Source organism: Novosphingobium rosa NBRC 15208 (assembly GCF_001598555.1).
Taxonomy (GTDB): Bacteria; Pseudomonadota; Alphaproteobacteria; order Sphingomonadales; family Sphingomonadaceae; genus Novosphingobium; species Novosphingobium rosa.
Window position 1 is genome coordinate 21902 of record NZ_BCZE01000062.1, and the last position, 26406, is coordinate 48307.

A 26406-nucleotide genomic window follows, 5' to 3' on the forward strand; every position below is an offset into this window, starting at 1 on the left:
TGGCCTCCTAGCGAGGATCAAGAAGAGGAGAAGCGGTGATGCTGAGGCTCTCGACATCGCTGTGGATCAAAGCCGGGCGGGCATCTGGCGTGGCGTGGCTGGCTTGGAAGCTGTCGATGGTCAGACTGCGCACATGCCTCAGCCACAGCGCCCATGCGGGCAGCGTGCCGAACATGCTGGGTTCGGGGTAGGCATCCGCTACCTCCGGGGGCTGCAGCCGGGCGTCTTCCGTGGTGCCGCCGCCCTGATAGGTGAGATGGATGTCGCGCATCGTCACCTGCTCCACCGGATGGCCGGGCAAACCGGCGATGGCGGCGGGAAAGTGGTGATTGATCCGGTTGGCGGTGATGCCTTCCAGCAGGATGCGCCGCATCGCGCCCACATTGGTCCCCGCAGGCCCGCGCAGCCTTGCGCCCAGCCGCAGGAAGATCGGGGCGGTGGTGACCTCGTCCATGGTCAGGCGGCGGGCGGTGATGTCCTCCACCACGGCGCCGTCGACGCTTTCGATGGCGAGGCCCCGGCTGCGCTGGAAGTGGCAATCCTCAATGGTGATCCGGCGAATGTCGCCATTGGTTTCGGTGCCGATCTTGATGCGGCCTGTCACATGATCCTGATCGGGCGCCAGTTCCTGCTTGCGGCCCTGCGAACCATCCAGCATCGTGCCGAGATCGAAGCCGGACACCGTGCAATGGCGCACTGCGATATCCTCGCTGGGCGTGATCCGGCCCAGAGCAAGGCTGGTCTTGATGACGATGGCATCGTCATTGGGGCTGTTGACGCGGCAATGCTCCACCACGCAGCGCTGCACGCAATCGAGGTCGATGCCATCTCGCTGGGTGTCGATGGTGAGGTCGCGCAGCACCATATCGCTGCAGCCGGTGGCCAGAATGGCGAAATGGCCGCCCCGGTCGATGGTGAAGTCCGACAGCGTCACCTGCCGGCATTCACGCAAGGCGATCGCCTTGTTGCCCAGCCCGATCATCCCAGCGTGGGCCGTTTCGAGCGTGGCGACCTGCGTGGGGCTCATGCCTTGCATGGATAAAGGCCGCTCGCCCGATTGCGCCCGCCAGCGCGATCCAGGGCCGTTGCGGGTGAGCCCGCGCCCCTCGATCCGCCCTGGGCCGGTGATGGCGATCTGGGTCAGTTTTTCGCCCCAGATCAGGCTGTTGTGCCAATGGCTGTGGCCGAAGTCCTGATAGAGTTGCTCTCCATTGTCCTCGGGCCGGTCATAGGCGCCGCCATGCTGCGCGGGGTCGGCGGCCTCGATCACCGCGCCTGCTTCCAGATGCAGCGTGACCCCGCTGGCCAGCCGGATCGAGAAGCAGAGATAGCGCCCCGCAGGCACCACCACCACGCCCCCGCCCGCCTGATGCGCGGCGAGGATCGCGGCATTGATGCCCTGATGCGCCAGCGCCTTCCCATGGTTGGCCGCGCCATAGGCCGTGACATCGAAGCGCTGCATCAGCGCAGATCCAGCACCACCAGCGCCTTGGCCGGAACATCCAGCGAGAGCTTGCCGTCGCGGATGGTCGCTCCGGTGAAGGCAACGGGCGCAACGCGCGCCGGGGTGGCAAAGTCATTCACATCCTGCACCCGCCCGGCGGTCAGAATGCGCCCCGAAACCTGCGCGGCATTCAGCCCCGTCAACGCGATCTCCAGATGATGCGGCTGGGTGGGATCGATGTTGACCAGCGCCACATGCACCGCGCCATCCTTGCCGCGCACCGCAGAGCCCGTCACGGCAGGCGCCGTCCATTCCTCGCGGTTGTACCAGGTTTTGGGCAGATCGAGCGGCAGGGCCGTGCCGTCCTGCCATGGGCGATACATATCGAAGGCATGATAGGTGGGGGTCAGCACCATTTTCGCGCCATCGGTCAGGATCATCGACTGGAGGACGTTCACCATCTGGGCGATGTTGGTCATCCGCACGCGCTCGGCATGGTGGACGAAGATGTTGATGTTCACCGCCGCCAGCAGCGCGTCACGCAGGCTGTTCTGCTGATAGAGGAAGCCCGGATTGGTGCCCGGCTCCACATCGGTCCAGATGCCCCATTCGTCCACCGCCAGATTGACGCGGCGCGCGGGGTCATACTTGTCCATGATGGCGGAGTGCTTGGTGAGCAGTTCCTCCATGCGCCATGTCTTGGCCATGGTGCGGGCGTAATCGACCTCGGTGAAGGTGGTGGCCGAGCCCCTGCCCTTCGGAGCGCCTGACGTTTCGCCGGGGGTGGTGTAGTAATGCAGGCCGATGCCGTCGATCTGCTTGCCGGCCTCGCGCATCATCACCTCGGTCCAGTTGGTGTCAGGGCCGTTGGCGCCGCTGGCCACCTTCTGGATCTTCACGCCATAGGGCGGCTTGACGAAGGTGGCATAGCGCCGCGTGATCCCGGCGGCATCGTCGGGCCGCATGTTGCCGCCGCAGCCCCACAGCTCATTGCCGATGCCGAAATAGGGCAGCTTCCATGGCTCCTTGCGGCCATTCTTCGCCCGCTCCTGCGCCAGAGCGCCTTCGGGAGCGGTGATGTACTGCACCCACTCCTCCATGGCGGAGGGCGCATCGCTGCCGACATTGCCCGAGACATAGGCGTCCGCCCCGATCAGCTCGGCGAAGTCCATGAATTCATGGGTGCCGAAGCTGTTGGGCTCGGTCACGCCGCCCCAATGGGTGTTGATGCGGACAGGGCGGTTGGCGCGCGGGCCGATGCCGTCTCGCCAGTGATATTCGTCGGCAAAGCAGCCGCCCGGCCAGCGCACCAGCGGCACATGCAGCGCGCGCAGGGCCTCGACCACATCCTTGCGATAGCCCTTGATGTTGGGGATTTTCGAATTCGGCCCGACCCAGATGCCGCCATAGATGCCATAGCCCAGATGCTCGGCGAACTGGCTGAAGATATGGCGGTCCACGGTCGCGCCGGGCGTATCGGCGTGGAGTGTGGCGGCGGTGTCCGTTTGCGCCTGATCCTGAGCGTTTGCCGAGGATGCCAGAGCGCTGCCCCCCAGCAGCAAAGCCATGGCACAGCGCGTCATCCAGCGTGAGGCAGGACGAATCATGGGGTTCCCCTCTCCAATGCTTGTTTTCATATAGAGGTATGCTGTCGCGTATATTGAAAATCAAGTCCAACTATTGCATAGTCATGCCATGATCTTGACCCGCAAGCTTGCCACAGGAGTGATGACGGCCATGCTGTCGATCGCCGCCACCTCGCTGCATGCTGAAACAGGACCGCGCCTGTGGCGGCTGGACGGCCCGGCCAAGCCCGGCGAACAGGCCATTGCCCCCGCCGCGCCGTGGAATCCGGCCACCGGCGGCTATGAAAGCGATGGCGCTCTCTCTCTGCCGGTGGCGGAAGGCAATTGGCTGGTCACGCTCGATATCGGCAGCGATGCCCATGCCGGAACCACCACCATCAAGGCCGAAAACCGCCGCCTGATGCTCGACCGTATCCCCAGCGCCAAGGGCCAGCATGTGATGAAGCGCTTTGTGGTGCATGTGCATAATGCCTCGCTGGGCGCGGTGCCGCTCAATGCGCCGGGTGGGGATCATGTGCGGCTAACCCCGGCGCAGGCCGCGCAGCGCAATTGGGATGATCGGCTGACGCTGGAAGTGCTTGGCCCCGGCGCCGCGGTGCGCTCGGTGAAGGTGGAACCGGCGCAGGTGCCCACCATCTTCACCGTGGGCGATTCCATGGTGGCCGACCATCCCACCGAGCCCACCGCCAGCTGGGCGCAGATGCTGCCCGCCATGCTGGATGACGGGATCGCGGTCGCCAATTACGCCGAGAGCGGGGCGACGCTCAAATCCTTCCTCGCCGATCTGCGGCTGGACAAGGCGCTCAGCCTGATGAAGCCGGGCGATGTGCTGATGATCCAGTTCGGCCATAATGACCAGAAGGCCAACTGGCCCCAGACCTATGCCGAGGCGAACACCACCTATCGCGCCTATCTGGCCGCCTATATCGCCGAGGCGCGCAGGCATGGCGCTACGCCGGTGCTGGTCACCAGCCCGGAGCGGCGCAATTTCGATGCGGCAGGCCATATTACGCCCTCGCTGGGCGATTATCCGCAGGCGATGCGCGATACGGCGCATGCGTTGAATGTGCCGCTGGTGGATCTCAACCGCGCCAGCATCACGCTGTATGAGGCGCTGGGCCCGGCCCGCGCCCCCGCCATGTTCAACGACGAAGGCCGCGACAAGACCCATTACGACAATTGGGGCGCCTGGATGACCGCCCGCATCGTAGCCGACCAGCTGCGCCATGCCCTGCCCGTTCTGGCACCGCATATCACCTCGGCGCCTTTCGATCCGGCCCATCCTGAACAGGCCGAGATCGCCGTCAGCGCGGCCCATTCCACGCAGCGCCCCCTCGGCAACTGATCACAAAAGAGCCGCCGGGAGCAAGCTCCCGGCGGCCAGTGACACGCAGGGAGCGTGGTCAGAATTTGGCGTTCACGCCAAAAGTGATGGTTCTGCCGGTGCGCGTATCGAAGAGCGGATCCTGACGGCCGCTGTCGATGTAGAGCACGTTATGGGTGTCGGTGATGTTCTGCACATCGACCGTCAGCTTCACCTGTTTGGTGAGATTGTAGCTGGCCGAGGCATCGATATAGGTGGTGCCGTGATTGCCCAGCACGTCGCTGTCATTGGCGCCCGAGGGGATCTGGCGAATGAACGGCCCGCGATAGCTGACCGTGCCGCGGATGCTGAACAGCTTGTTCTCATAGAACAAGGTTCCGCTGGCCGTGTCAGGCGACATGTTCACCAGATTGGCCGTGGTGGAAAGCGTGGAGGTGGCGCTGCTCTGCAGCACGTAATTCACGCGGGACGCCACATGGGTGTAATTGGCCAACAGGCCGAAATCCTTGGCAAACCCCTTCAGGAAGGTGAAGGGCAGCTGCAGGTTGACCTCCACGCCGTTCAAGGGGCCGCCCGGCGTGTTGACCGAACGCGTCACGGTGAACAGGTCGCTCGGTTGCGTGTTCGAATTGGCCAGCAGCGTGTTGGGCAGACCCAGCTGGCTATAGGGCACCAGCGTGTTGACCGACTGGATGTAAGTGCTGATCTGCTTGTGGAAATAGGCGACGGACAGCAGCGATCCGGGGCGGAAATACCATTCCAGCGCGGCATCGAAAGTGGTGGCGCGGATCGGGTTGAGATAGGGATTGCCGATGGTGGCCGTGCGCGTCACCGCATTGACCGAACCGCCCGAGGGCAGCACCGCCAGCTCGGGGCGGCTCATGACTTTGGCGGCGGACAGACGCATCAGCAGGTTGGGCCTCAGCTCCAGCACGATGTTGGCCGAGGGCAGCCAGTCCGAATATTGCCGATCGACGATGGCGGGGATCGCCACGGTGGGATAGGCGCCGCCGGTGGTGGCGGTGGGGATGTAGCCCACCGTATGCTGCATGGTGTTGACGAAGCGCACGCCTACATCGCCGCGCACCGGGATCGGCAGGGTGTCGGGCAGATCGAACTGCTGCATCACGAAGGCGCCCAACTCCTGCTCGCGCACCTCGGGCGAGCCATTGCCGCATTCGATGCCGCAGAAGGTGAAACTGTTATAGCCCACCGCCTGCTTCCACTTCTCGATATCCGTCGCGGTGAAGCTGGAGAGCGCGCCGGGATTCAGCAGCTTGTTCAGACCGGTGATCTGATAGGTGAAATCAGAGGTCGTCACGCCCGCCGGCAGCGCCGTGGTCGCCTGATTGGCGGGGGCAATGTTGAGCTGGCGGTTCTTGAAGGCGCTTTCACGGAACTGGCCACCGAATTTCAGTTTGAAGTGATCGCTCCAGGCCCAGGTGAAGCTGGTGTCATAGGTGAGGTTGCGGGTGGTGACATACCAGTTGCGGGTGTTGAAATTGCCCAGAACCGTGCCATCTGCCTTGCCCGGCGCGTAGGAGAAATTGGCCGGGTTCGAGACGTCGATGCCATATTTCAGCACGGGAATCGAACCGCCGCCCCGGAAATCGATCGAGAAGGGCGCATCGATGGCGTCAAGATTGACGGTCAGGCGTTCGGGATTGTCGAAGATCGATTTGGACCAGCCGCCCATCACATCGACGGTGAGCTTGTCGGTCAGCTCATGATGCAACGTGATGTTGCCTTGCGCGAAGGTGGTGGTGAAGCGGTCCACCAGACTTTCCGAGCGCAGATCGACGCCATTGAACGCGCCATAAAGCAGCGAACCGTTCGATTTCAGCTGGATATCCGTCACCGAAGTCATCGGCTGGCCATTGTTGCTGGCATTGCGCGCGAAGGACAGCGCATCGATGTAATTGTCGTGCCTTGTGACCTGATAGCGGCTGAACAGACCGTCAAAGACGATCTCGGTGCGGTCATCGGGCTTCCACTGCAGCGACAGCGACCCGCCAAGCCGCGTGGCATCCTGCACCGAATTCAGATAGCGCGGAATGCGCGGCAGGAACACGCCGCCGCCCGGCTGCCCCGAAGGCCCCGTCAGCGACTGGATCTGATTGTAGGCCGCCACGCTGCCGGTGCGCGGATTGCCGGTGGAGCAATTGGCGGCATCGGTGCCTTTGAGCGCGCTGGTCGCAGGGTTCTGCGGCGTGACGCCGATGGGCGAGCAGAAGCCGCCGTTCACATAAGTCGGCAGGATGTTGACCGCCGAATAGCCGACCTCGCGGATGTTGCGGTGGCTGTAGCTGAAGGTGCCCAGAATGCCGAGCGTGCCGTCGCTGTTCTGCTTGGAGATCAGCAGCGAGACGCGCGGGTCCACCTTGCGGCTCACCTCGTTCCACACGCCCTTGGCGGAAATGGTGGCGACGAAAGGCTTGTGGAAGTCCAGCGGATGCGGCGCTTTCAGATCGACGGTGGCGCCCAGCGAACCTTCCTCCACGTCCGCCGAGGGCGTCTTGCGCACCGCCAGTTCGGAGAAGATTTCGGTGGGGAAGACGTTGAAATCGAAGCTGCGCCCGGTGTTGCCCGCGCCGTAAATGTCGGAAGATCCGGTCTGCGCCGTGCCCTCCATGCCGTTGAGGCGCACGCGGGTGAAAGCGGCGCCAAGGCCACGCACGGCGATGTTCTTGCCCTCGCCGCCGTCACCGCGCGCCAGGGCGATGCCAGGCACGCGCTGCATCGATTCCGCCAGATTGGAATCGGGGAACTTGCCGACATCCTCGGCCTTGATCGCGTCAATCGCGGCGGCGGACGTGCGCTTTTCCTGAAGCGCGGCATTGAGCGATGAACGAAAACCGGTGACAATGATGTCGCGCTCGGGCTGCGGGGCAGCGGCGCTTTGGTCGGACTGTTGCTTGTCCTGCGCCATGGCCGGCGCGGCCAGCAGCGCGCTTCCCGCCAGACCGGCGATCACCATGGCCAGTCGGGAAGCAGATGGACGCAAGCGCCCCCCGGTCGAATGCATCGATAGCCCCAAAACACCCTCCATTTTTGTTCTTCGGCCTTTCGCGTACCCCCCTGTCGAGTCGCGGTTGTGGGCCTGTCAACGCTGTGAATAGGTATGAGAGGGCGGCGATGTCAAAGCATATATCGCAACAATATTTCACAATATGAACGATCAAGTTGAACTTATTGACGATGAAGGACTAATTTTTTGTATATTTGGTGCAACCGCGTTTCATATAGCGCACACCACATTGCCCCTCTGGCCAATTGCCGTCCGCGCACAAACGCCCTATATCCACGGCCATGAGCGACAAAGACACTGCCGAAGACGCCGGGGACAGCACCAGCGAGACCACGATCAAGGGCGCCCAGACGCTGATGCGCGCGCTCGACATCCTCGACGAGGTGATCGACCGCCCGATCCGCGCCGCCGATCTGGCCCGCAAGCTGAACATGAACCGCACCACCGCGCATCGTCTGGCCCATGCCCTGCGCCTGCGCGATTACCTCTCGGTCACGCCGGAGGGGTTTGCGCTGGGGCCCAAGCTGCTGCAGCTGGGCGCTTCGGCCAGCGAACAGACCGATTATGTGCGCATCGCGCGGCCCCGCATGGAGGCCCTGTCGCAACAGACCGGTTTCTGCGTCTTCATCGGCAACCGCGAGGGCAACTGGTCGCGCCATCTCGACCGGATCACCGGGCGGCAGCGGCTGCGCGTCGCAACGGCGCCGGGGGATCGCCGCCCCATCGCCGAAACGGGGCTGGGCAAGGCGCTGCTGCTCGACGACACCGAGGCGAGCTGGAAGAAGCTGTGGAAGCAGGCGCATGCCGATGCCGTCAGCGACGAGCAGATCGCCGCCTTCCTCGAGCGGATGCGCGGCTACAAGGCCGATGGTCTGGTGCGCCATGACAGTGAGCTGGGCGATGGCGTGCGCTCGATCGCCGCGCCGGTGCGCAATGCGCGCGGGGCGATCGTGGTGGCCATCAGCATCGCCAGCGCCGCGACCTATCTCACCGACGATATCGCCCCGGAGCTGGCCGAAGGCGTGCGCCACTGCGCGCAAGAGGTGAGCGCGGCCATCGGTTGGCGCCCGGATCGCTGAAGCCCCGCCCTCTGTTGAGGGCGCGGTGGCCACAGGATCTTGTACGCTCCCAGCCATGGGCGCGGGTGATGTGACAGGCTAGACCCTCGGTCTGAACGGGACCGAGGGGAGAGAAACGCATGGCCGTATCGTTGCGCCTGCTGCTGGCAGCGGCGGGTTTGCTGCTGACCGCCCCGGCATTTGCCCAGCATGCCCCGCCGACGGAAGATCTGCCGATCCTCGGGCTGGCGCAGGTCTCGTTCCGGGTGAGCGATCTGGCCAGGTCGCGGCATTACTACCACGATGTGCTGGGCCTGCCCGAGGCCTTCGACCTGAAGGACAAGAACAGGCATGTCCGTTCGGCCTATTTCAAGGTCAATGACGAGCAATATCTCGAACTGATCCCCGGCCTGCGCGCGGGCGACAACAACCGGCAGGCAAGGCTGGTGCTGCAGGCCTCCGATCTGGACAGGCTGCATGCGATCTACACCGAACGCGGCCTGCGGCCCGGCCCTATCGCCAAGGGCGCAGATGGCAATCCGGCGTTCCGCATCGTGGCGCCCAATGGGCTGCCGCTCGATTTCCTGCACTATGCGCCCGGATCGCGGCAAGGCTTGCTGCGCGGCAGGCTGCTGACGGATCAGCGCATCTCCACCCATCTGCTGCATGCCGGAACCATGGTGACGGACGACGCCACCAAGGCCTTCTTCGCCCGTCTGGGCTGGGGCAAGACCCTGCCCGGCCCGCGCGGCGACTATATCGAAACCCCCGCCTCCGACAAAAATCTGGAGACCAAGAACCCTCCCCTCGATCCCGAAAACCCGGCCACGCACGCGCGCTATCTGCGCGAGGTCTCGGGCGCGGTTAATCACTTTTCACTGGAAATCAGCGATATGCATGCCGCCCGCGAAACGCTGAAAAAGCGCGGGGGTTATGACGATCTGCGTTTGCGCGTCGCCTCGGGCAACAACCATCACTGGCTGCTGCATCTCTTCGACCCCGACGGTACCCGCACCGAACTGATGAGCAAAGACCCCGTTCCGGCCGATGTCACGCCCTTTTCGGTGATGCCGCCGGGCCCGCCCGCGCCGCCGATCCCGGCGAGCAAACCGGGCGTCTATCCCTGGCCCTGAAAACCCACGCAACAACGGGAGGCATGCCTTGAAACGGATCGCCCTCAGGATCGCGCTGCCCGCCTGCCTTCTGGCTTGCACCGCGCCAACCTTCGCTCAGCGCCCGCCACGCTACATCGAACCCACACCCTACACTTTCGACGACCACCCAGGCTGGCAATCGATGTTCGACGGCAAGACGCTGCAAGGCTGGGAAGGCCAGATCGACGCCTGGCATGTGGAGGATGGCGCCATCACCGCAACGGACCATGGCAACAGCCCTTCCATCTACCTCTTCTGGAAAGGCAAGGACGGCGGCGATCTCAAAGACTTCGAGTTCAAGACCGAAATCAGGCTGGAGGGCGAGAAAGCCAACAGCGGCGTGCAGTTCCGCGCTCAACTGCTGGGCAAGACCGAGAAGCCCAATTCGCAATGGGAATCCTTCGGCTATCAGGCCGACATGGACTTCGCCAATGTCCAGACCGGCGCGCTGATCGAATGCTGCGCCGGACCGCGTCGAGGCCCCTCACCCCGGCCCTTCCGCGCCAGCATGGGGCTCGCCCTGCGCACCGCGCCGGAGGCCAGCGGCACCCCCTCGCTGATCGGGCGGATCGGCGATCCCGGCGCGCTGACAGCCAGCATCCACACCGGCGGCTGGAACCAGTTGCATGTGATCGCGCGCGGCCACACGCTGTTCTATCTGATGAACGGCGTGCTGATGTCCACCGTGCAGGATGACGACCCTGCCCGCTTTATCGCCCATGGCCGCCTCGCCATTCAGCTTGAGGGCAGCGGTGATCGCAAGGTTTCCTACCGCAACATGTGGCTGAAAACCTACCCCTGAACGCCCTTATCGGCAGAAGGGTGCCGCCCCCATCACCGATTTGATGCCGCCGATCACCATGGCCTGAAACTCGTCGGCGCCGGGCATGCCATGGGGCTGGAAGGCGCGCGTGTCATGGCCCAGCGTGGTCGCCCAGACCTTGCCGCCATCGTAATACTGGCACCACGCCACGGGGTGGAAGTCCCCATGCCCCGGATGATGGCCCACCACCGAAGGATAGCGCGGGTGGACGATATAATCCGGCAGGATCGCGCCCGGCTCGCCCATGGTCGCGGCGATGCTTTTGGCGTCGCCCCCCACCTTGGGCGGGGTGGCCCATGACTTCTCATCCGTCGTGGCCAGAAAACGCACATGGGTGGGGAAGGGCACCAGATTGTACCATTCGTCGCGATAGTGGAACCGCTTGGGCAGGGTTTTGGTTGAGGCGTCCTTGTCATCCACGATCACCACATCGCCCTCGCGCGCGGGCAGATGGTCGTAGAAATTGGCGCCGCCCAGCATGCCCTCGTAATAGGGCCAGGTGTAATTGGTGCCGAACGCATTGTGGATCGCCACGAAACCGCCGCCCGCGCGCATATATTGCCGCAGCGCGGTCTTGGCGGTGTCATCGAGGATCTCGCGCGAGGTCGAGAGGAAGATCACCGCATTGTAGCCATTGAGGCTGGCCATCTGCGTCACATCCTCGGTCCAGTCGACATTCCAGCCCTGCTCATGCGCCATGCGGATCATGCCCGCCTGCGCCACATTGTCAGGCCCCAGCGGCGGATTGAGCCCGGCGGGCAGGACATGGCCCAGATTGGCATGGCGCGAGGCGCCAGTGCGCGAATAGATCAGGATGCGGTATGTCGTGGTCGGGGCGCGGGGCCAGTCGTGATAGCATTTGGGGTCGAGGCCGCGGCAGACGCCATAATCCATCTCGCCCAGATTGTCGTTGATGGGGCCGCCCGGATTGCCGGTCTGCGCCATGGCCTGACCGGTTAACGTACCGGCCAGCAGCAACGCCAGCGCTGCGCTGAAAGCTGATTTTCCCACGGCTCTCTCCCTGTCATTCTCGATACGAACTGGATGGTCCAGGCTCGCAATGCGCCTCTTCGGCAAGAAAATCCAGCCTCTCGCGCGGGCAACCATCCGGCTTAAGTCCTTGTTGCGCAAGGCAGCTTTGCAATCGATCGGCACTGATCGCATTTTCTGCAAGTCATAATCGGTTTTTCGCACTTGCGGCAAATCTGCTGCAATGCAACAAGACCCTTGCCTTTCAGGCATCCTCTCCCAAACTTTCCAAAGGGTCGGTCCTCGGATCGGCCCCTTTTTTTGCCTTTCTCAAACCCGTTGGACAAAGCCGGGCGTCATGATACGCTCCGAGTCGCTGTCGAATGGGCGGCAGCATGGGACCCGGGGGGGACCTATGACGAGAATGCACCATAATGTGCCATCATCGCGCCCGGTAGCGCGAAAAATGCCGACACCACATACCTGCTCCGACCGGGCAGCCATCTGCATGGCTGTGCCTGCCTTTACGCTGCTGCTGCTGTGTTTCTGGTGGCTGCACATCCTGTAAGCGGAGCATAAGAGCATTTTCGAGTTGGCCATCTACGGTCAACGGCTTTGAAAATGCGGCATATAGAAAGGGCGCCTCGCGCATGGACCAGCCGACCGGCCCCGGCGCGAGAACCTCTGCCTGACAAGCGGCCTGTTCCGGGCAGCTTTTAGCGGTGTGGCATTCATCCCCACACCGTCTATAGGAGCGCCAGCGCAATTCCGGCATTTCAGGCAGACCCATGGCCCGCAAGCATTCCAAACGTGATCCCTATGGCGACCTCGATCGCGAGGACGAGGAACAAGCCCCGCCGCCCGTGCCCTGCTGGCTCTGTGGCCGCCCCACGGGCCAGACCATCGTCTGGCATCACCCCATCCCCAAGAGCCGGGGCGGACGCGACGTGGTGCCCATGCACCCGATCTGCCAGCAAACGCTGATCGCCAACTTCACCAATTCCGAACTGCAGCGCCACGGCATGGATGTGCAAGGCCTGCTGGACAATCCGGCGGTGCGCAAATTCGTGGACTGGGTGGCGAACAAGGATCCCGATTTCACCGCGCCCCTGGCCAAGAAGCAGCGTTGATCCGGTAGAGAAAAAGGACAATGCGAGGGGGTTGCCCCCTCGCGCGCCCATGCCGTCTTCCGGCGGCAGGATGGTTGCGCCCGATCCGGGCGTCCGGCCTCTCCATCTGCGTCATCAGGGCCTGGCCCGGTGTGGGAAGGGCGCTCCGGCCATATCAAAAGCGCATGGGCGGATGAAAAAAGCTAATCATATTTCATGGCTGTGACAGCCCTCCTAAGCCTGCGCTAACGGGTTTTGAGGGGAACGTCTTATGGCAAAGGCCATTCGCAAACGCATCGCTTTGTCGTCGCTGCTGGCTCTGGGGGGCAGCATGCTGGCACTGGCATCGGGCACCGCATCGGCGCAGGGGGTGGCCGCGCCGGACACCGCTTCTGCCGATGCCGCACCAGCCGCCAGGCCTGCCGAGGCTGGCGATATCGTCGTCACCGGATCGCGCATCCGCCGCAAGGATGCGGACTCGCTCGGGCCGCTGCTCACCATCACCTCAGACGAGATCGCCAAATCGGGCTCCTCCTCGGTGGGCGATCTGCTGCAGAAGCTGCCCTCGGCGGGGGTGAGCCTCAATTCCAACGGCACGCAGGGCACCTCCTACGGCGCCAGCTCGATCAATCTGCGCTATCTCGGCGGGGCGGAAGGCAGCGGCAACCGCGTGCTGGTGCTGGTCGACGGCCATCGCTGGGTCGATGGTGTTGGGCAGCGCGGTTTCCGCGATTTCGTCGATCTCAACACCATCCCGGCAGGCATGATCGACGGGATCGAGGTGCTGAAGGACGGCGCATCGGCCCTCTATGGCGCCGATGCCATCGCGGGGGTGGTCAACATCAAGACGGTGCAGCCCTTCAACGGCTTGAAGGCCACCGCCAAGGCAGGCGTGACCGACAAGGGCGACGGGGCGGAATATTCCACCACGCTGAATGTCGGGCATAAGTGGCAGGGCGGCTCGATCATCCTGTCGGGCAGCTATTACCAGTCCTATCCGATCCTGACCTCGGCGCGCGCGCTCACCGCCAACACGCTGGTGCCCGTCACCACGCCGGGGACCAGCCCCAACGGGCTCTATGTGCTGCCGGGTCTGGCCAACAACGGCTATTTCGGCACGGGGGCAGGCTTCGCCAGCAGCGCCGCGCCCATCGCCTTCAACGGCGGATCGACCTATGGCGCCGGATCGCTGGCCGACAACAGCTACCACACCGCCAGCCTGCCCGGCGACTATTACAACACCGACGCGCAGGGCGTCTATTCCACCGGGCCGTCCAAGCGTTACGGCTTCTATGCCCGCCTCGATCAGGAGATCAGCGATGGCATCACGCTGAAGGTGGAGGGCCTCTACAACAAGCGCACCTCCGAGCAGCTGTTCTCGCCCAATCTGCTGGATATCGGCGGTACGTCCGGCTCGGTGCAGGGCTTCGCCATCGCCAACAATCAGGCCTACAATCCCTTCGGCACCGCCAATGGCGTGCCTGCCGCCAATGCGCTGGGTTTCGCCGCCAACAGCCCATGGCGCATCCGCAAGGTGCTGACCGAAGTGGGCAACCGCACCAGCCTGCAGGATGTGACCACCTGGCGCGTCGATGCCGGGCTGAACGGCAGCTTCGACCTGCTGGGCCATAGCTGGAACTGGAGCGTCTATGGCGCCTATTCCAGGGACATGATGAAGTCGGCCTCGCTCAACTTCCTCGATTACGACCACCTTTATCTGGCGCTGGGCTCGCCCACCACTTGCGCCAACACGGCGGGCTGCACGCCGGTCAACCTGTTCGGGCCGATGAGCAGCGCTCAGGCGGATTACATCCGCAACAACAGCTATGAGGGCAACAGCACCAGCCTTGCCAACGCCACCGCCGATCTGACCGGCACGCTGCTGGATCTGCCCGCGGGCCCCTTGCAGCTGGCCGTGGGCTATGAATTCCGCAAGAACAGCGGCGAGGATCACCCCGATCCCTATGTCAACAGCCCTTCTGCCTATCTGAGCAGCGCCTACACCCGCACCAGCCAGCAGCAGCGCACCCCCACCATGGGCAGCTACGATCTGCATGAGGTCTATGGCGAGCTGTCCGTGCCGGTCTTCAAGGACTGGGCGCTGGGCAAGAGCCTCGACATTGATCTGGCCTCGCGCTTCTCGGACTATTCGACGGTGGGCAGCAAGGTGACGATGAAGGCGGGCTTCGGCTATCGCCCCGTTCAGGACATCCTGCTGCGCGGCACCTATTCGCAGGGCTTCCGCGCGCCATCGCTGCTGGAGCTTTATCAGGGCGCGCGGGCCACCAACTTTCAGGGCATCGATCCCTGCAATGGCGGCGCGGCGGCGCATAGCGGCCTGCCGGGCTGCGCCGGGGTGCCCACCAGCTACAACCAGTCGGGCTACAATGGCGCGCTGCTGCCGGGCATCATCAGCGGCAACACCAGGCTGAAACCGGAAACCGCCGACACCTACAGCGCGGGCATGTCGATCACCCCGCATCAGATCCGGGGCCTGAGCCTGACGGTCGATTACTACAAGATCGTCGTCAACAACGCGATCGCCGCGCAATCGGCGACGCAGATTCTGGGGCTCTGCGCCACGCAGGGCGGGGTCTTCTGCAATCTGGTGACGCGCGATCCCAACTCGGGCGCGATCATCGCCATCCAGCAGACATCGCAGAACCTCAACTCGATCAGCACCGATGGGGTGGACGCCACGCTGCGTTATGAAAAGTCAACACGTATCGGGCGGATCACCGGCACCGTCGATGCCTCCTACCTGCACAGTTTCCAGACGGTCTCGCCCAATCCTTCGGGCGGCGCCCCCATCGTGGATGAGCGCGCCGGCAAGGGCGACCAGCCGCGTTCCACCTATCCGCACTGGAAGGGTCAGGCCTCGCTGGGCTGGTCGCAGGACCGCTTCGATCTGACCGCCCGCGCCCGCTACATCGGCCCCACCACCGATGTGGTGAACCCGGTGAAGGATGCCCATACCAAGTCGATCATCTACACCGATCTGGAAGGCGGAGTGAGCATCGGCGAGGGCGCCTATCGCCTTGGCTTCGGCGTCAGCAATCTGTTCGATGTGCAGCCGCCGCTGTCCTACGCCAATGCGCCGATCAACTACGATATCTACACCTATGACGCGCGCGGGCGCTATCTTTACCTGCGCGTCGCGGTCAAGATGTGAGCGTGATGGAACAGGTGAGCCTCCTTCCCTCAGGTGACACCCAAGGTCACCCCTCGGTTTCTGCGGCACCGGCAGAGCCCTGCGCCGGTGCACCCTCTCACACAGCCCGACGCTGGTCGCTCGATCCGCTGCTGATGATGCTGGCCGCCATGGCGGTGGCCATCGCCATGACCTGGGCGATCCCCTCGGGCCTTTACCAGCGCGCCTCCGACAAGGAGAATGCACCGGTGGTGGCGGGCAGCTATCACCCCCTGCCCAAGCCGATCAGTGCCGCCGCGCTGATCCCGCATGACGGCCCCAAGGGCGTGGCCCATCCCGTCAGCCCGCTGGCGCTGGTCACCGCGATCCCGCAGGGCCTGCTGAAAACCGCGCCGATCATGATTATGGTGCTGATGCTGGGCGGCATGTTTGGCATGCTGCGCACCTCCGGCGCGCTGGATGCGGGCATTCGCCGCCTGCTGGCGATCAGCGGGGGCAGGCCGGTGGTGCTGGTGCCGCTGCTGATGCTGGCGCTGTCGGCGGGCAGCACCTTTCTGGGCATGGTCACCGAATATCTGCTGCTGATCCCGGTGATCGTCACGCTGGGCCGCGATATGGGTCGCTCGACCATGTTCGGCTTCGCGCTGGTGACGCTGGCGGCCAAGGTGGGCTATCTCGCCTCGGTCACCAACCCCTTTGCGCTGCTGATCGCCCAGCCGATTGCGGGCGTGCCGGTGTTCAGCGGACTGTGGCTGCGGCTTTCGATCTGGGTGCTGTTTCTGGGCATCGCCATGGTGGTCGTGCTGCGCACCGGGCGCGGCGCCGCCACGCCCGCGCCTCTGGATGCCGCACGCCTTGCGCCGCGCCATCTGGGCATTCTGCTGGTGGCGGGCGTCACGCTGGGCACGATGATCTATGGTTCGGTGGCGCTGGGCTGGAAGGAGATGGAGCTGGCCTCCGTGCTGATCGCCGCCGGCGCCATCATGGCCGCCATCGCGCGCATGGCCCCCGCGCGCGCCGTCGAGGTCTTTGTCGAGGGCATGCACCGCATGGTGCTGGCCGCCGTGCTGGTGGGGTTGGGGCGCAGCGTCGATCTCATCCTGCGCGAGGGCCAGATCCTCGACACGATCATCGAGGCCGTCACCCTGCATATTCAGGGCATGAGCCCCTTTGCCGTCGCGCCGATCCTGATGGGGGTGGAGATGCTGCTCACGCTGCTGATCCCCTCCACCTCGGCCAAGGCGGCGCTGAGCATCCCCATCCTTGTGCCCATTGCCGCCACTTGCGGCGTTTCGGCCCAGACCACCGTCCTGGCCTTTCTGCTGGGCAATGGGCTGGTCAACATGTTCGCCCCCACCTCGGGGATGCTGCTGGCCTATCTCGCCACCGCGCGGATCAGCTATTCGGGCTGGTTTCGCTATCTGCTGCCGCTGTTCGCGCTGTTCACGGCGCTGTCGGTGAGCGCGCTGCTGCTGGCTGTCGCCACCGGATATTAGGACGTTTCCCATGACCGAACCGACCCTTCGCGACATGATGGTCGCGATGCGCGACGGCGTCTGCCTGTCGACCGACATCTATCTGCCTCCGCAGGCGCTGGCCGGGAACCCCGTACCCGTGCTGCTGGAGCGCACCCCCTATGACAAGCGCGGCACCAACCATGGCGACCGCACGGCGCTGGACCCCATCCCCCGCGCCAAGCCGGAGATCGCCGCGCAATTCGTGGCAGCGGGCTATGCCTATGTGCTGCAGGATTGCCGGGGCCGCTTCGGCTCGCAGGGCAGCTTCACCAAATATCTCAATGAGGCCGAGGATGGCTTCGACACCATCGCATGGCTGATGCAGCAGCCTTGGTGCAACGGGAAGATCGGCACGCTGGGCCTGTCTTACTGCGCGCATGTGCAGGCGGCTCTGGCGACGCTCGATCCGCCGGGGCTGGCGGCGATGTTCCTCGACTGCGGCGGTTTTTCCAGCGCCTATCACAATGGCGTGCGGCAAGGCGGCGCGTTCGAATTGAAACAGCTGACATGGGCCTACAACCAGGGCACGGATGCAGGCGCGGCGCAGGACCCTGCCGTGGCGGAGGCGGTGCGGGCGGAAGACATCCGCGCATGGATCAAGGTGATGCCATGGCGCCGGGGCCATTCCCCCCTCACCGCCGCGCCGGACTACGAGGATTACGTCGTCGAGCAGTGGGAGCATGAGGACTTCTCCCCCTTCTGGCAGCAGCGCGGCATCTATTGGCGCGGCTTTTACGAGCAGACCGCCAATGTGCCGATGGTCCATCTCTCGGGCTGGTACGACCCCTATTCGATCACCGCGATCGAGAACTGGACCGCCCTTTCCGGCCCGGATCGCGCGCCCTGCCGCCTGATCCTTGGCCCATGGACCCATGGCCAGCGCTCGGTCAGCTTTGCCGGGGATGTCGATTTCGGGCCCGCCGCGCCGCTCGACGGCAACCTGGGCGAGGATTTCGTCGCCCTGCGCCGCGCATGGTTCGACCAGCACCTGAAAGGCAGCGGCGCGCAAGCCCTGCCCCATCCTGTCTCGATCTTCGTGATGGGCGGCGGCAGCGGTCGGCGCAATGCGGAAGGCAGGCTGGAGCATGGCGGCCAATGGCGCCACGAAAGCCAGTGGCCCCCCGCCGCGATGACACCGCAGACATGGCACTTCCATGCCGATGGTTCGCTGGCCCCGCAAGCACCCCAAGCGCAAGACGCCAGCCTGCCCTATGACGCCGACCCCGCCAACCCGGTGCCCACCATCGGCGGCGCGGTCACCTCGGGCGCGCCGGTGATGGCGGCGGGCGCCTATGACCAGCGCGAAACCGCAACGCTGTTCGGCGCCACGCAGCCGGGCCGCGATCTGGGGGATCGCCCCGATGTGCTCAGCTTCGTTTCCGCGCCGCTGGAGGAGGATATGGAGCTGACCGGGCAGATCGTCGCCCGGCTGTTTATCAGCTCCGACGCGCCCGATATGGATGTGACGATCAAGCTGATCGACCTCTATCCGTCAAACGACCAGTTCCCGCAGGGCTTTGCGATGAACCTGGCCCATGGCATCCTGCGCGCCAGATTCCGCAACTCCTTTGCGAATCCGGAACCGCTGGGGGCAGGCCATATCCATGAGATCGAGATCACGGCCTTCCCCACCAGCAATCTTTTCGCGCGCGGCCACCGCATCCGCATCGACATCGCGGGCAGCAACTTCCCCCATTTCGACATCAACCAGAACCGCGACTGGCGTGATCCCGATGCTCCGCCTCAGGTGGCGCACAACCGGTTGCATCTTTCGGCCAGCCATCCCTCCAGCGTTATCCTGCCGGTGGTGCCGCGCAGGGGCTGAACGCCCATGAACCGCGCGCGCCAGATCAGCCTGCGCGCGATGCAGGGCTTTGCCGAGATCATGCGCAGCGGCTCGGGCACGGCGGCGGGGCGCGCGCTGGGCCTCTCCCAACCCGCGATCAGCCGCATCGTCGGCCAGCTGGAGCAGGACATCGGCTTCGAGCTGTTCTACCGCGACAAGGGCCGGCTGGTGCCCACCAAGGAAGGCCTGCTGCTGGCGCAGGAGGTGGAGCTGGCGCTGGCGGGCGTGGCGCGCGTCCATGCGCTGATCGACGATATCGCCAACCACGCCACCGGCGAGTTGCGCATCATCGCCCCGCCCAGCTTTGCCGAGGGGGTGATGCCCGGGATCATCTCGGCCTTCGCGGCGCGGGTACCCGGGGTGCGCATCGCGGTGGATTCGCGCAGCATCGCCACCACCCGCACCATGATCGCCACCCGCGTGGCCGATTGCGCCTTCATGCGCATGCCCGCAGGGCATGAGGATCTGCGCGCCCGTGTCGTCGTCACCAGCCAGAGCATCTGCGCCCTGCCTGTCGATCATCCGCTGGCCGCGCATGAGGTGATCACGCCCCTGCTGCTCAAGCACATGCCGATGATCGCGTTGGGCGCGGGCAATACCTATGGTCGGCAGGTCGACGATATCTTCCTCGCTCATGGCGTGCATCAGCATGTCGCGGTGGAGTGCCACACCACCAGCGCCGCCTGCGCGCTGGCCGCGCAGGGCATGGGGATCGCCATCGTCAACGAGCTGCTGGCCAAGGCCTATCTGGGCCCGCGCCTGATCGCCCGCCCCTTCGCCCCGGCGCTGACGCATGATTACGCGCTGGTCACCTCGGCGCGCACCAGGCCTTCATCGCTGATGACAATTTTCGAGGAAACGGTGATGGATTACTTCCGAACACCCGTCGAGGCAACCAGCTGACATCGGCCAGCAACTTGGCCATGCAATCGTTTTTACCTTATTTCCGTGAAGAGGATTCGAACAAATCCTCATGATAAATATGATGTTCTCGGCAATTCTTGGGTGATTCATCCATACTTAAAGATCTCCCGCTAGAGGCTCCGTGCTTTCTCGGAACCGGGCCTGATCCCGTTGCCGGAAAAGTCCGGTAACCGGGCGGCATCCAGCACGCCGGGCCGCAGGAGGGGAACGGCATGCTCGGGCAAAGGCGCCAGGAACATCGGCTGATCGCGGAGGCGCCCATCACGCTTCACGCCCTGATCCGGCATGACATCGCCGCAGGCGAAGAGGCCTGGTTCGCCCGCTGCCGCGCCGATTTCCTGCGCTCCTTCCCCACGCTGCTGCTGGAATGGACGCGGCTGCTGATCCTGCTCGGCCTGCTGGGCGCAAGCGCAGGCCGCGCCTATGCCCTCTGCGCGATGCTGGGCTGCCTGTTCGCCAGCGCCGCCCACATCCTCGCCCAGCGGATCGAACAGCGTGACGACAGCAACGAACGCCGCAATCTGGTGCGGCGCGGCTGGCTGATGGGCCTGCGCACGCAATGGTGGAGCATGGCGGTGTTCTGGGGCTGCCTGTTCGCCCCCCTCTCCACGCGTGAGGCGCTGATCGCTCTGGCCATCACCATGATGATGATCGACGGCATCGCCGCCACCACCTTGCCAAGGCTGGCGCTGGGCCTCTCCATGCTGCAGGGCGTGGCGTTGACGCTGGGCTGCCTGCTCGCGCAGGGCCTGGCGGCGGCATGGGTGGGGGTGATCGCGCTGGTGGCGGGCACCTTCCTGCATTGGACGCTGTTCAACTTCTACTACATGTTCGCCACGCGCCGCCTGCGCACGCGCCGCCTCTCACAATCGCATGAGACCGTGCGCCTGCTGCTCAACCAGTATGACGACGAGGGTTCGGACTGGCTTTACGAACTGGACGCCGGCGGCGCGATCCGCCACCCCTCCGCGCGTTTCTGCGCGGCGCTGGGGCTGGAGCCGGGCGTCCTCGACGGGCTGGAGCTGGAAGCCCTGTTCAACGGCGAGGCGGCCGAGGCGCTGGCCGGGCACCTGCGGGCGGGCCAGCCCTTCCGCGCGCAGGTTCTGTCGCTGGTGATCGGTGACGAGGAGCGCTGGTGGTCGATCAGCGGCCGGCCCATCACCAATGCCGCCGGGGCCTGTCAGGGCTGGCGCGGCTTCGTGGCCGACATCACCGAGGCGCGCCGCGCCGAGGCCCGAGTCACCTGGCTGGCGCATTACGATGCTCTCACCGGCCTTGCCAACCGGGCCCTGCTTCAGGCCAATCTGGAGCGCGTGCTGGCCGGTCGACGCGAGCGGGAGCGTGTTTCGCTGCTCTACATCGATCTCGACCTGTTCAAGGAAATCAACGACGGGCTGGGGCACAGCGCGGGCGACGCCGTGCTGATCGAGACGGCGCGGCGGCTGGAACACGCCGTGCGCCCGCGCGATCTGGTGGCGCGTCTGGGCGGCGACGAATTCGTCGTGCTGGCCGATGGCGCCGATGCCGGGGCCGCGCAGATGATCGCCCAGCGCATTCTGACGGCGGTGGCCCAGCCGATCGACCTCGATGGGCAGATCGCCCATGTGGGGGCCAGCATCGGCATCGCCACCGCGCCGGGCGACGCGCTGAGCGCGGGCGATCTGCTGCGCGCCGCCGATGTCGCCATGTATCACGCCAAGGCGGCGGGACGGCGCGGCTTTGCGGTCTTCGATCCCGAGATGCAGACCCGCGTGCGCGAACGCCGCGAGCTGGAACTCGATCTGCGCGCCGCGATCCGCCTCGGCCAGCTGGAGCTGCATTACCAGCCGCTGCTCGATCTGAGCGATGGGCGCACCGTGGGCCATGAGGCGCTGCTGCGCTGGCAACATCCCGCGCGCGGCCTGATCTCTCCGGACGATTTCATCCCCATCGCCGAGGAAACCGGGCTGATCGTCGATATCGGCCAATGGGTGATCCGCGAGGCCCTGAGCGAAGCCGCGCGCTGGCCCGAGCATATGACCATCGCGGTCAACCTCTCCCCGGCGCAATTGCGCGACAAGGCCCTGCTGCCCACCATCGTTCAGGCGCTGGCCCACAGCGGCGTGGCGTCGCAGCGGCTGGAGCTGGAAATCACCGAGACCATGCTGCTGCAGGACACGCAGGATGTGCTGGCCCTGCTTCACCAGCTGCGCGCGCTGGGCGTGCGGATCGCACTGGACGATTTCGGCACCGGCTATTCCTCGCTGAACTATCTGCGCTCCTTCCCCTTCGACAAGATCAAGATCGACCGCTGCTTCATCGCCGAGCTGACCGCGCGTGAGGATTGCCAGGCCATCGTACGCTCGGTGCTGTCGATGGCCAGCGACCTCAATATGGTGACCACCGCCGAGGGCGTGGAGGCTTTGGAACAGCTTGAAGCGCTGCGCGCCGGGGGCTGCGATCAGGCGCAGGGCTATCTGTTCAGCAAGGCGCTGCCCGCCGCCGAGCTGGGCCTGCCGCCCCACCAGCCCATCGCATGGGACGAGACGCCCTTGCTGCTGGGTCAGGCCATGCGGGGCTAGGGCTTGGCGATGTCCGTCAGCTTGAGGTCGACCACGGCCTCATAGGCAGCGTTCGTGCCCTCCGCGAAATGGTCGTGGACGTTGCGCCCGTCATACTGGATGTCGGTGATCGCCTTGGCAGCCGCGTCGAGCCCGGCCTTCACCCCCGCCTGATAGGCGGCGCGTTCGGCTTGGGTGGCGTAACGATCCATGGCAGAGGCCCCTTGTGTGGTGGAGGGTCTGGTGGAGGGGCAAAGAAACCGCCTCGCATAAAGGGTTTAACGCCTGGCGTGGCCTCGGGTCAACGGGCTTGGCGGAGTGGAGGCATAAACCCATAACCGCCATCTATATAGGCAGGCGGGCGCGGCCATGGCATAAGTCCATGTCATCACAAGGTTCAGTTGCGGCATGAAGGCTCTGCCCCGCGCTGTCGCAGGGGGAGAATGCCGTTCGTGCCCGATGCCATTGCCGTGCAAGCCCCCCATAACCGGCGTTTGATGGCGCTGTTCGCCGTGCTGGGCTTTTCGGCGGGGCTGCCTTTCTATCTCTTCGCGACAGTGCTGTTTCTGCGGCTGGCGCGGCATGGCGTGGATCTGACGATCATCGGCTTTTTCGGCTGGGTCTCGCTGCTGCCCACCTTCAAATTCGCCTGGGCCCCCTTGCTCGACCGCTTTGCCGCCCCCGGTTTCACCCGCTTCTGGGGGCTGCGGCGCGGCTGGATCATGCTGGCGCAATTGGGGATCGGCATCTCGATTGTCGGGCTGGCCTTGGCCGATCCGGATCGCAATCTGGCCGTCACCGCCTTCTGGGCCGTGCTGCTCGCCTTCTGGACCACCACCGTGGAGATCGCCGCCGACGCATGGCGCGTGGAGCTGGCTCCGGATGCGGCCACCCAAGGCCCGCTGTCGGCGGCCAACCTGTGGGGTTACAGATCGGCGATGGTGGCGGCGGGATCGGGCACGCTGATCATCGCGGACCATTGGGGCTGGACGCTGGCCTATCTCGCCATCGCCGTCACGGCCTGCTGCGCTTTTCCGCTGGTGGCGATCACCGCGCGCGACGAGCATGCCACCACGGCCAGCCGCTGGAACGCGCTGGGCGTGGGGGCGCTGGCCACGCTGGTGGCCTATCTCGCCGTGGCGGTGCTGGCGGCGGCGGTGGGCTGGGCGGTGCTGGGCATGGCGCAGCAGATGGGCATCGGCGCGAAAAGCAACGTCACCACGCCGGTGCTGGTGATCGCCCTGCTGCCCTTCGTGCTGATGGCGCTGGCCTTGCCCAGGATCCGCCGCATGGGGCCCGAGGCGCCGCTGCGCCGCTCTGCCGCTTTGGGGCCTTACATCGATATTTTCTGGCGATTTGGCTATGGCTCGATGGTGCTTCTGGGCTTTGTGGCCTTCTATCGCATGGGCGATGTGCTGGCGCTCAACATGTCCAAGCCGCTGATCAATGCGGTGGGCTATACGCTCACCCAGGTGGGGCTGGCCGACAGCTGGGTGGCGCTGGCCACCAGCATGGCGGGCGTGGCGCTGGCCGGCTGGATGGTGACGCGCTGGCCCTATGGCCTTTCGCTGACCATCGGCGCAACGCTGTCGGCCATCGGCAACTACAGCTTTGTCTGGCTTTACCATATGCCGGTGGCGCCATGGGTGCTGTATGTCGCCACAGGCCTTGAGCAGTTCGGCCATGGGTTCGAGGGCACGGTGTTTGTGGTCTATCTCTCGCTGCTGGTGAACCCGCGCTATGCCGGGTCGCAATATGCCTTCTTTTCCGGCTTCGCCTTTCTGCTGCCGCGCCTGATCGCCGGAGCCGCCGGGGCGCTGACCAAGGTGATCGGCTATGACGGGATTTTCGTGATCTCGGGCACGCTGACGCTGGCGCCGCTGATCTTTCTGCCCTTTCTTGCCCGCCTCAAACCGCGAATGGCCACAGACCTATGAGTGACACGATGATCGACGCCGCCTTCGCCCCCGCCGCCGCCAGCGTGGCGCAGGGCCTGATCCCCGGCGCCACGCTGGGCGTGGTGCGCGCCGACGGCACCCGCGCCGTGCGTTTGGCAGGCCTTGCGGCGCGTGAACCCGCGCCCGAAGTGCTGACGCGTGGGCATTGGTTCGATCTCGCCTCGGTCAGCAAAGTCATCGCCACCACCACCGCCGTGCTGAAGCTGGCCGATGAAGGCCGGATCGATCTGGATGCGCCCCTCATCGCCGCCATCCCCGATCTGCGGCAATACGATGTGCTGAACGCCCCGGAACGCCGCATCACCTTCCGCGATTGCCTGACGCATCACACCCACCTCCCCGCCGTCGAGCCTATCTACACCTATGGCGACGATCCGGCGCGTCTGAAGGCCTTTGTGCTGCAGCGCGAATGGAAACCCGGCCCGCCGGTCTATTCCGACATCAACTATATCCTTCTGGGCATCGCCGTGGAGCGGATCACCGGCCAGCCCTTCGACGCTCTGCCCCTGCCCCCCGGCCTCACCTTCCATCCCGATCCGGCGCTGAGCGTCGCCACCGAGCGCTGCATGTGGCGCGGGCGGATCATGCGCGGCGAGGTCCATGATGAAAACGCCTATGCGCTGGGCGGCGCGGCGGGCCATGCCGGGCTGTTCGGCACGGTGGATGGCGTGCTGGATTTCGCGCTGAGCCTGCTCGATGGTTCGGGCATGTCGGAGGCCGGGCTTTCGGCGATCCGCACGCCCTATGCCCATCACCGCACCGCCGGGTGGGAGCATGCCTTCCCCGGCTGGTCGGGCGGAGAGGCCTGTTCGCGCGGCACCATCGGCCATACCGGCTTTACCGGCACCGGGCTGTGGGTGGATTTCGAGAAAGGCCTGGCCTGGACGCTGCTGACCAACCGCGTGCATCCCACGCGGCATGTTGACAGCGGGATCTTTACGCTGCGCCCCGCCACGGGGGATGCGGTGATCGCGGCGTTCGCGCCGGATTAAGGGAGGCACGAAAGAGGCAAGGAGCCTCCGGCGGGCAAAGGGCCATCGCCCTTTGCAATCCCTTTATTGTCAGCGTTATGTGCAACTTTCAGCGTGGGAGCCATGCCGCGATATGGCTGCTTTTGAGGGCTGCTTCGCAGCAAGATAATGACTGCTAAGTTGGGGCTAGCCGTCGTTCAGATATCCCTCTAACCATACAGAAGGCGAAGTTGACCGCGTGTTGCGATAGTGGGGCATGGCTATGATTAAATCGGCGGTAGCTGGCTTAGCCATGGTCGCAATGCTGTTTTGTATCCAAGGGTGCAGTCAGACAACGCAGGATACCTTTTTCCAAGTTCAGCTATGTGTAATCGATCGGCAGGGGATTTCGCAATTTAAGCAAACGATGCGGGTAATTGCACAAGACGAAAATCTTCAGTTTGTAGATGGAAGTGCAGAAACTGGACGGGATTTAAAGGTGATTGGTGCCGACAGCGCGATTCGTCACGATCCTGCCTTATCGGTCAATGTAGGGATTAATGATCGCAAAGGCAGGAATTATGTTCTGGGCGGCAACCTTGGTTTGCCTGCGTATCAAGTTGCCTTAGGGTTTGGGGCGGGCCCTGATCCGATCCAAGCCCGGCGATTGTCCGAGCGCCTTGTTCAGGCGCTTTCAAAGCATTGGCATGTTGACATCCTTCCACTTGGGAAAGGGATTGTGCCTATGAAAGCGTGCGGTGGCTAGCGGCAGCTTTGTTGTCGTGTCCGGCAAGTCCGCTTTCGATTAAAAACTCCATAGAACGGCCTTAAAAAAATGCCGTAAATCTGCCCCAGCCGCCCGAAAACCGCGCAAAGCAAAAGCAAAGGCCGGGCCACCCTCCTGCGGTGACCCGGCCTTCTTTCGGCCTGAGCGTTTTCAAGCCGGGTGGGACACCCGGCGACTCGGAAAACGCGCCAAACCAAAAACTTGGCATGCTTGATCCGATGTGATCGGATCAAGCATG

At 64.6% G+C, this 26406-nt stretch carries 18 protein-coding genes; 13 read left to right on the forward strand and 5 right to left on the reverse strand.

The window, feature by feature from the left end; genetic code table 11:
- Positions 1-7: 7 nt before the first annotated feature.
- Entirely contained in the window at positions 8-1462 is a 1455-nt protein-coding gene (locus SR3_RS21455; RefSeq protein ID WP_068090541.1) for a rhamnogalacturonidase, read from the reverse strand.
- Entirely contained in the window at positions 1462-3051 is a 1590-nt protein-coding gene (locus tag SR3_RS21460) for an alpha-N-arabinofuranosidase (RefSeq protein WP_245654040.1), read from the reverse strand. Before SR3_RS21460 ends, SR3_RS21455 begins: the two co-directional genes overlap by 1 nt.
- Before the next feature lie 94 nt (positions 3052-3145).
- Here SR3_RS21460 and SR3_RS21465 point away from each other — a divergent pair, with 94 nt between their 5' ends.
- Positions 3146-4375 (forward strand): rhamnogalacturonan acetylesterase, encoded by a 1230-nt coding sequence (locus SR3_RS21465; protein ID WP_245654041.1) that lies wholly within the window; start codon positions 3146-3148, stop codon positions 4373-4375.
- Positions 4376-4433: 58 nt separating this feature from the next.
- On the opposite strand, the gene SR3_RS21470 is transcribed toward SR3_RS21465, so the two are convergent.
- Positions 4434-7358 carry a TonB-dependent receptor gene (locus tag SR3_RS21470; protein ID WP_245654042.1) on the reverse strand — a complete coding sequence of 975 codons (2925 nt, stop codon included), beginning with the start codon at positions 7356-7358 and terminating at the stop codon, positions 4434-4436.
- A gap of 305 nt (positions 7359-7663) precedes the next feature.
- Here SR3_RS21470 and SR3_RS21475 point away from each other — a divergent pair, with 305 nt between their 5' ends.
- From SR3_RS21475 to SR3_RS21485, 3 genes are all read left to right on the forward strand, one after another.
- Positions 7664-8461 carry an IclR family transcriptional regulator gene (locus tag SR3_RS21475; protein WP_068090545.1) on the forward strand — a complete coding sequence of 266 codons (798 nt, stop codon included), beginning with the start codon at positions 7664-7666 and terminating at the stop codon, positions 8459-8461.
- 119 nt (positions 8462-8580) lie between these two features.
- Complete coding sequence (locus tag SR3_RS21480) at positions 8581-9573, forward strand: VOC family protein (protein ID WP_157099020.1); 993 nt, start codon at positions 8581-8583, stop codon at positions 9571-9573.
- A gap of 28 nt (positions 9574-9601) precedes the next feature.
- Entirely contained in the window at positions 9602-10396 is a 795-nt protein-coding gene (locus tag SR3_RS21485) for a 3-keto-disaccharide hydrolase (protein ID WP_068090549.1), read from the forward strand.
- 6 nt (positions 10397-10402) lie between these two features.
- Here the strand turns inward: SR3_RS21485 and SR3_RS21490 are convergent, their stop codons facing one another.
- Positions 10403-11428 carry a ThuA domain-containing protein gene (locus SR3_RS21490; protein WP_218018867.1) on the reverse strand — a complete coding sequence of 342 codons (1026 nt, stop codon included), beginning with the start codon at positions 11426-11428 and terminating at the stop codon, positions 10403-10405.
- Positions 11429-12174: 746 nt separating this feature from the next.
- On the opposite strand from SR3_RS21490, the gene SR3_RS21495 reads away from it, so the two are divergent.
- From SR3_RS21495 to SR3_RS21520, 6 genes are all read left to right on the forward strand, one after another.
- Positions 12175-12516, forward strand: coding sequence for a hypothetical protein (locus tag SR3_RS21495; protein ID WP_068090551.1), 342 nt, complete (start codon positions 12175-12177; stop codon positions 12514-12516).
- A gap of 250 nt (positions 12517-12766) precedes the next feature.
- Complete coding sequence (locus SR3_RS21500; RefSeq protein WP_068090553.1) at positions 12767-15667, forward strand: TonB-dependent receptor; 2901 nt, start codon at positions 12767-12769, stop codon at positions 15665-15667.
- A 14-nt stretch (positions 15668-15681) separates the two neighbouring features.
- A complete protein-coding gene (locus SR3_RS21505; RefSeq protein WP_169805683.1) occupies positions 15682-17142 on the forward strand; it encodes a YfcC family protein in 1461 nt (486 codons plus the stop codon).
- Positions 17143-17152: 10 nt separating this feature from the next.
- Entirely contained in the window at positions 17153-18988 is a 1836-nt protein-coding gene (locus SR3_RS21510; protein ID WP_068090555.1) for a CocE/NonD family hydrolase, read from the forward strand.
- A gap of 6 nt (positions 18989-18994) precedes the next feature.
- Complete coding sequence (locus SR3_RS21515) at positions 18995-19912, forward strand: LysR family transcriptional regulator (protein ID WP_068090562.1); 918 nt, start codon at positions 18995-18997, stop codon at positions 19910-19912.
- Positions 19913-20145: 233 nt separating this feature from the next.
- Positions 20146-22494 (forward strand): putative bifunctional diguanylate cyclase/phosphodiesterase, encoded by a 2349-nt coding sequence (locus SR3_RS21520; RefSeq protein ID WP_068090563.1) that lies wholly within the window; start codon positions 20146-20148, stop codon positions 22492-22494.
- Here the strand turns inward: SR3_RS21520 and SR3_RS21525 are convergent.
- Positions 22491-22685: a hypothetical protein gene (locus SR3_RS21525; protein WP_068090564.1), complete on the reverse strand. Its 195-nt coding sequence runs from the start codon at positions 22683-22685 to the stop codon at positions 22491-22493. The genes SR3_RS21520 and SR3_RS21525 overlap by 4 nt on opposite strands.
- Before the next feature lie 231 nt (positions 22686-22916).
- Between SR3_RS21525 and SR3_RS21530 the strand changes: the two genes are divergently transcribed.
- From SR3_RS21530 to SR3_RS31510, 3 genes are all read left to right on the forward strand, one after another.
- Positions 22917-24410: an MFS transporter gene (locus tag SR3_RS21530; RefSeq protein WP_407668191.1), complete on the forward strand. Its 1494-nt coding sequence runs from the start codon at positions 22917-22919 to the stop codon at positions 24408-24410.
- On the forward strand, positions 24407-25423 hold the full coding sequence (locus SR3_RS21535; protein ID WP_068090565.1) for a serine hydrolase domain-containing protein: 1017 nt from the start codon (positions 24407-24409) through the stop codon (positions 25421-25423). The genes SR3_RS21530 and SR3_RS21535 overlap by 4 nt, the downstream gene beginning before the upstream one ends.
- Positions 25424-25658: 235 nt before the next feature.
- Positions 25659-26147, forward strand: a complete 489-nt coding sequence (locus SR3_RS31510; protein WP_169805684.1) for a hypothetical protein — start codon at positions 25659-25661, stop codon at positions 26145-26147.
- Positions 26148-26406 lie beyond the last annotated feature (259 nt).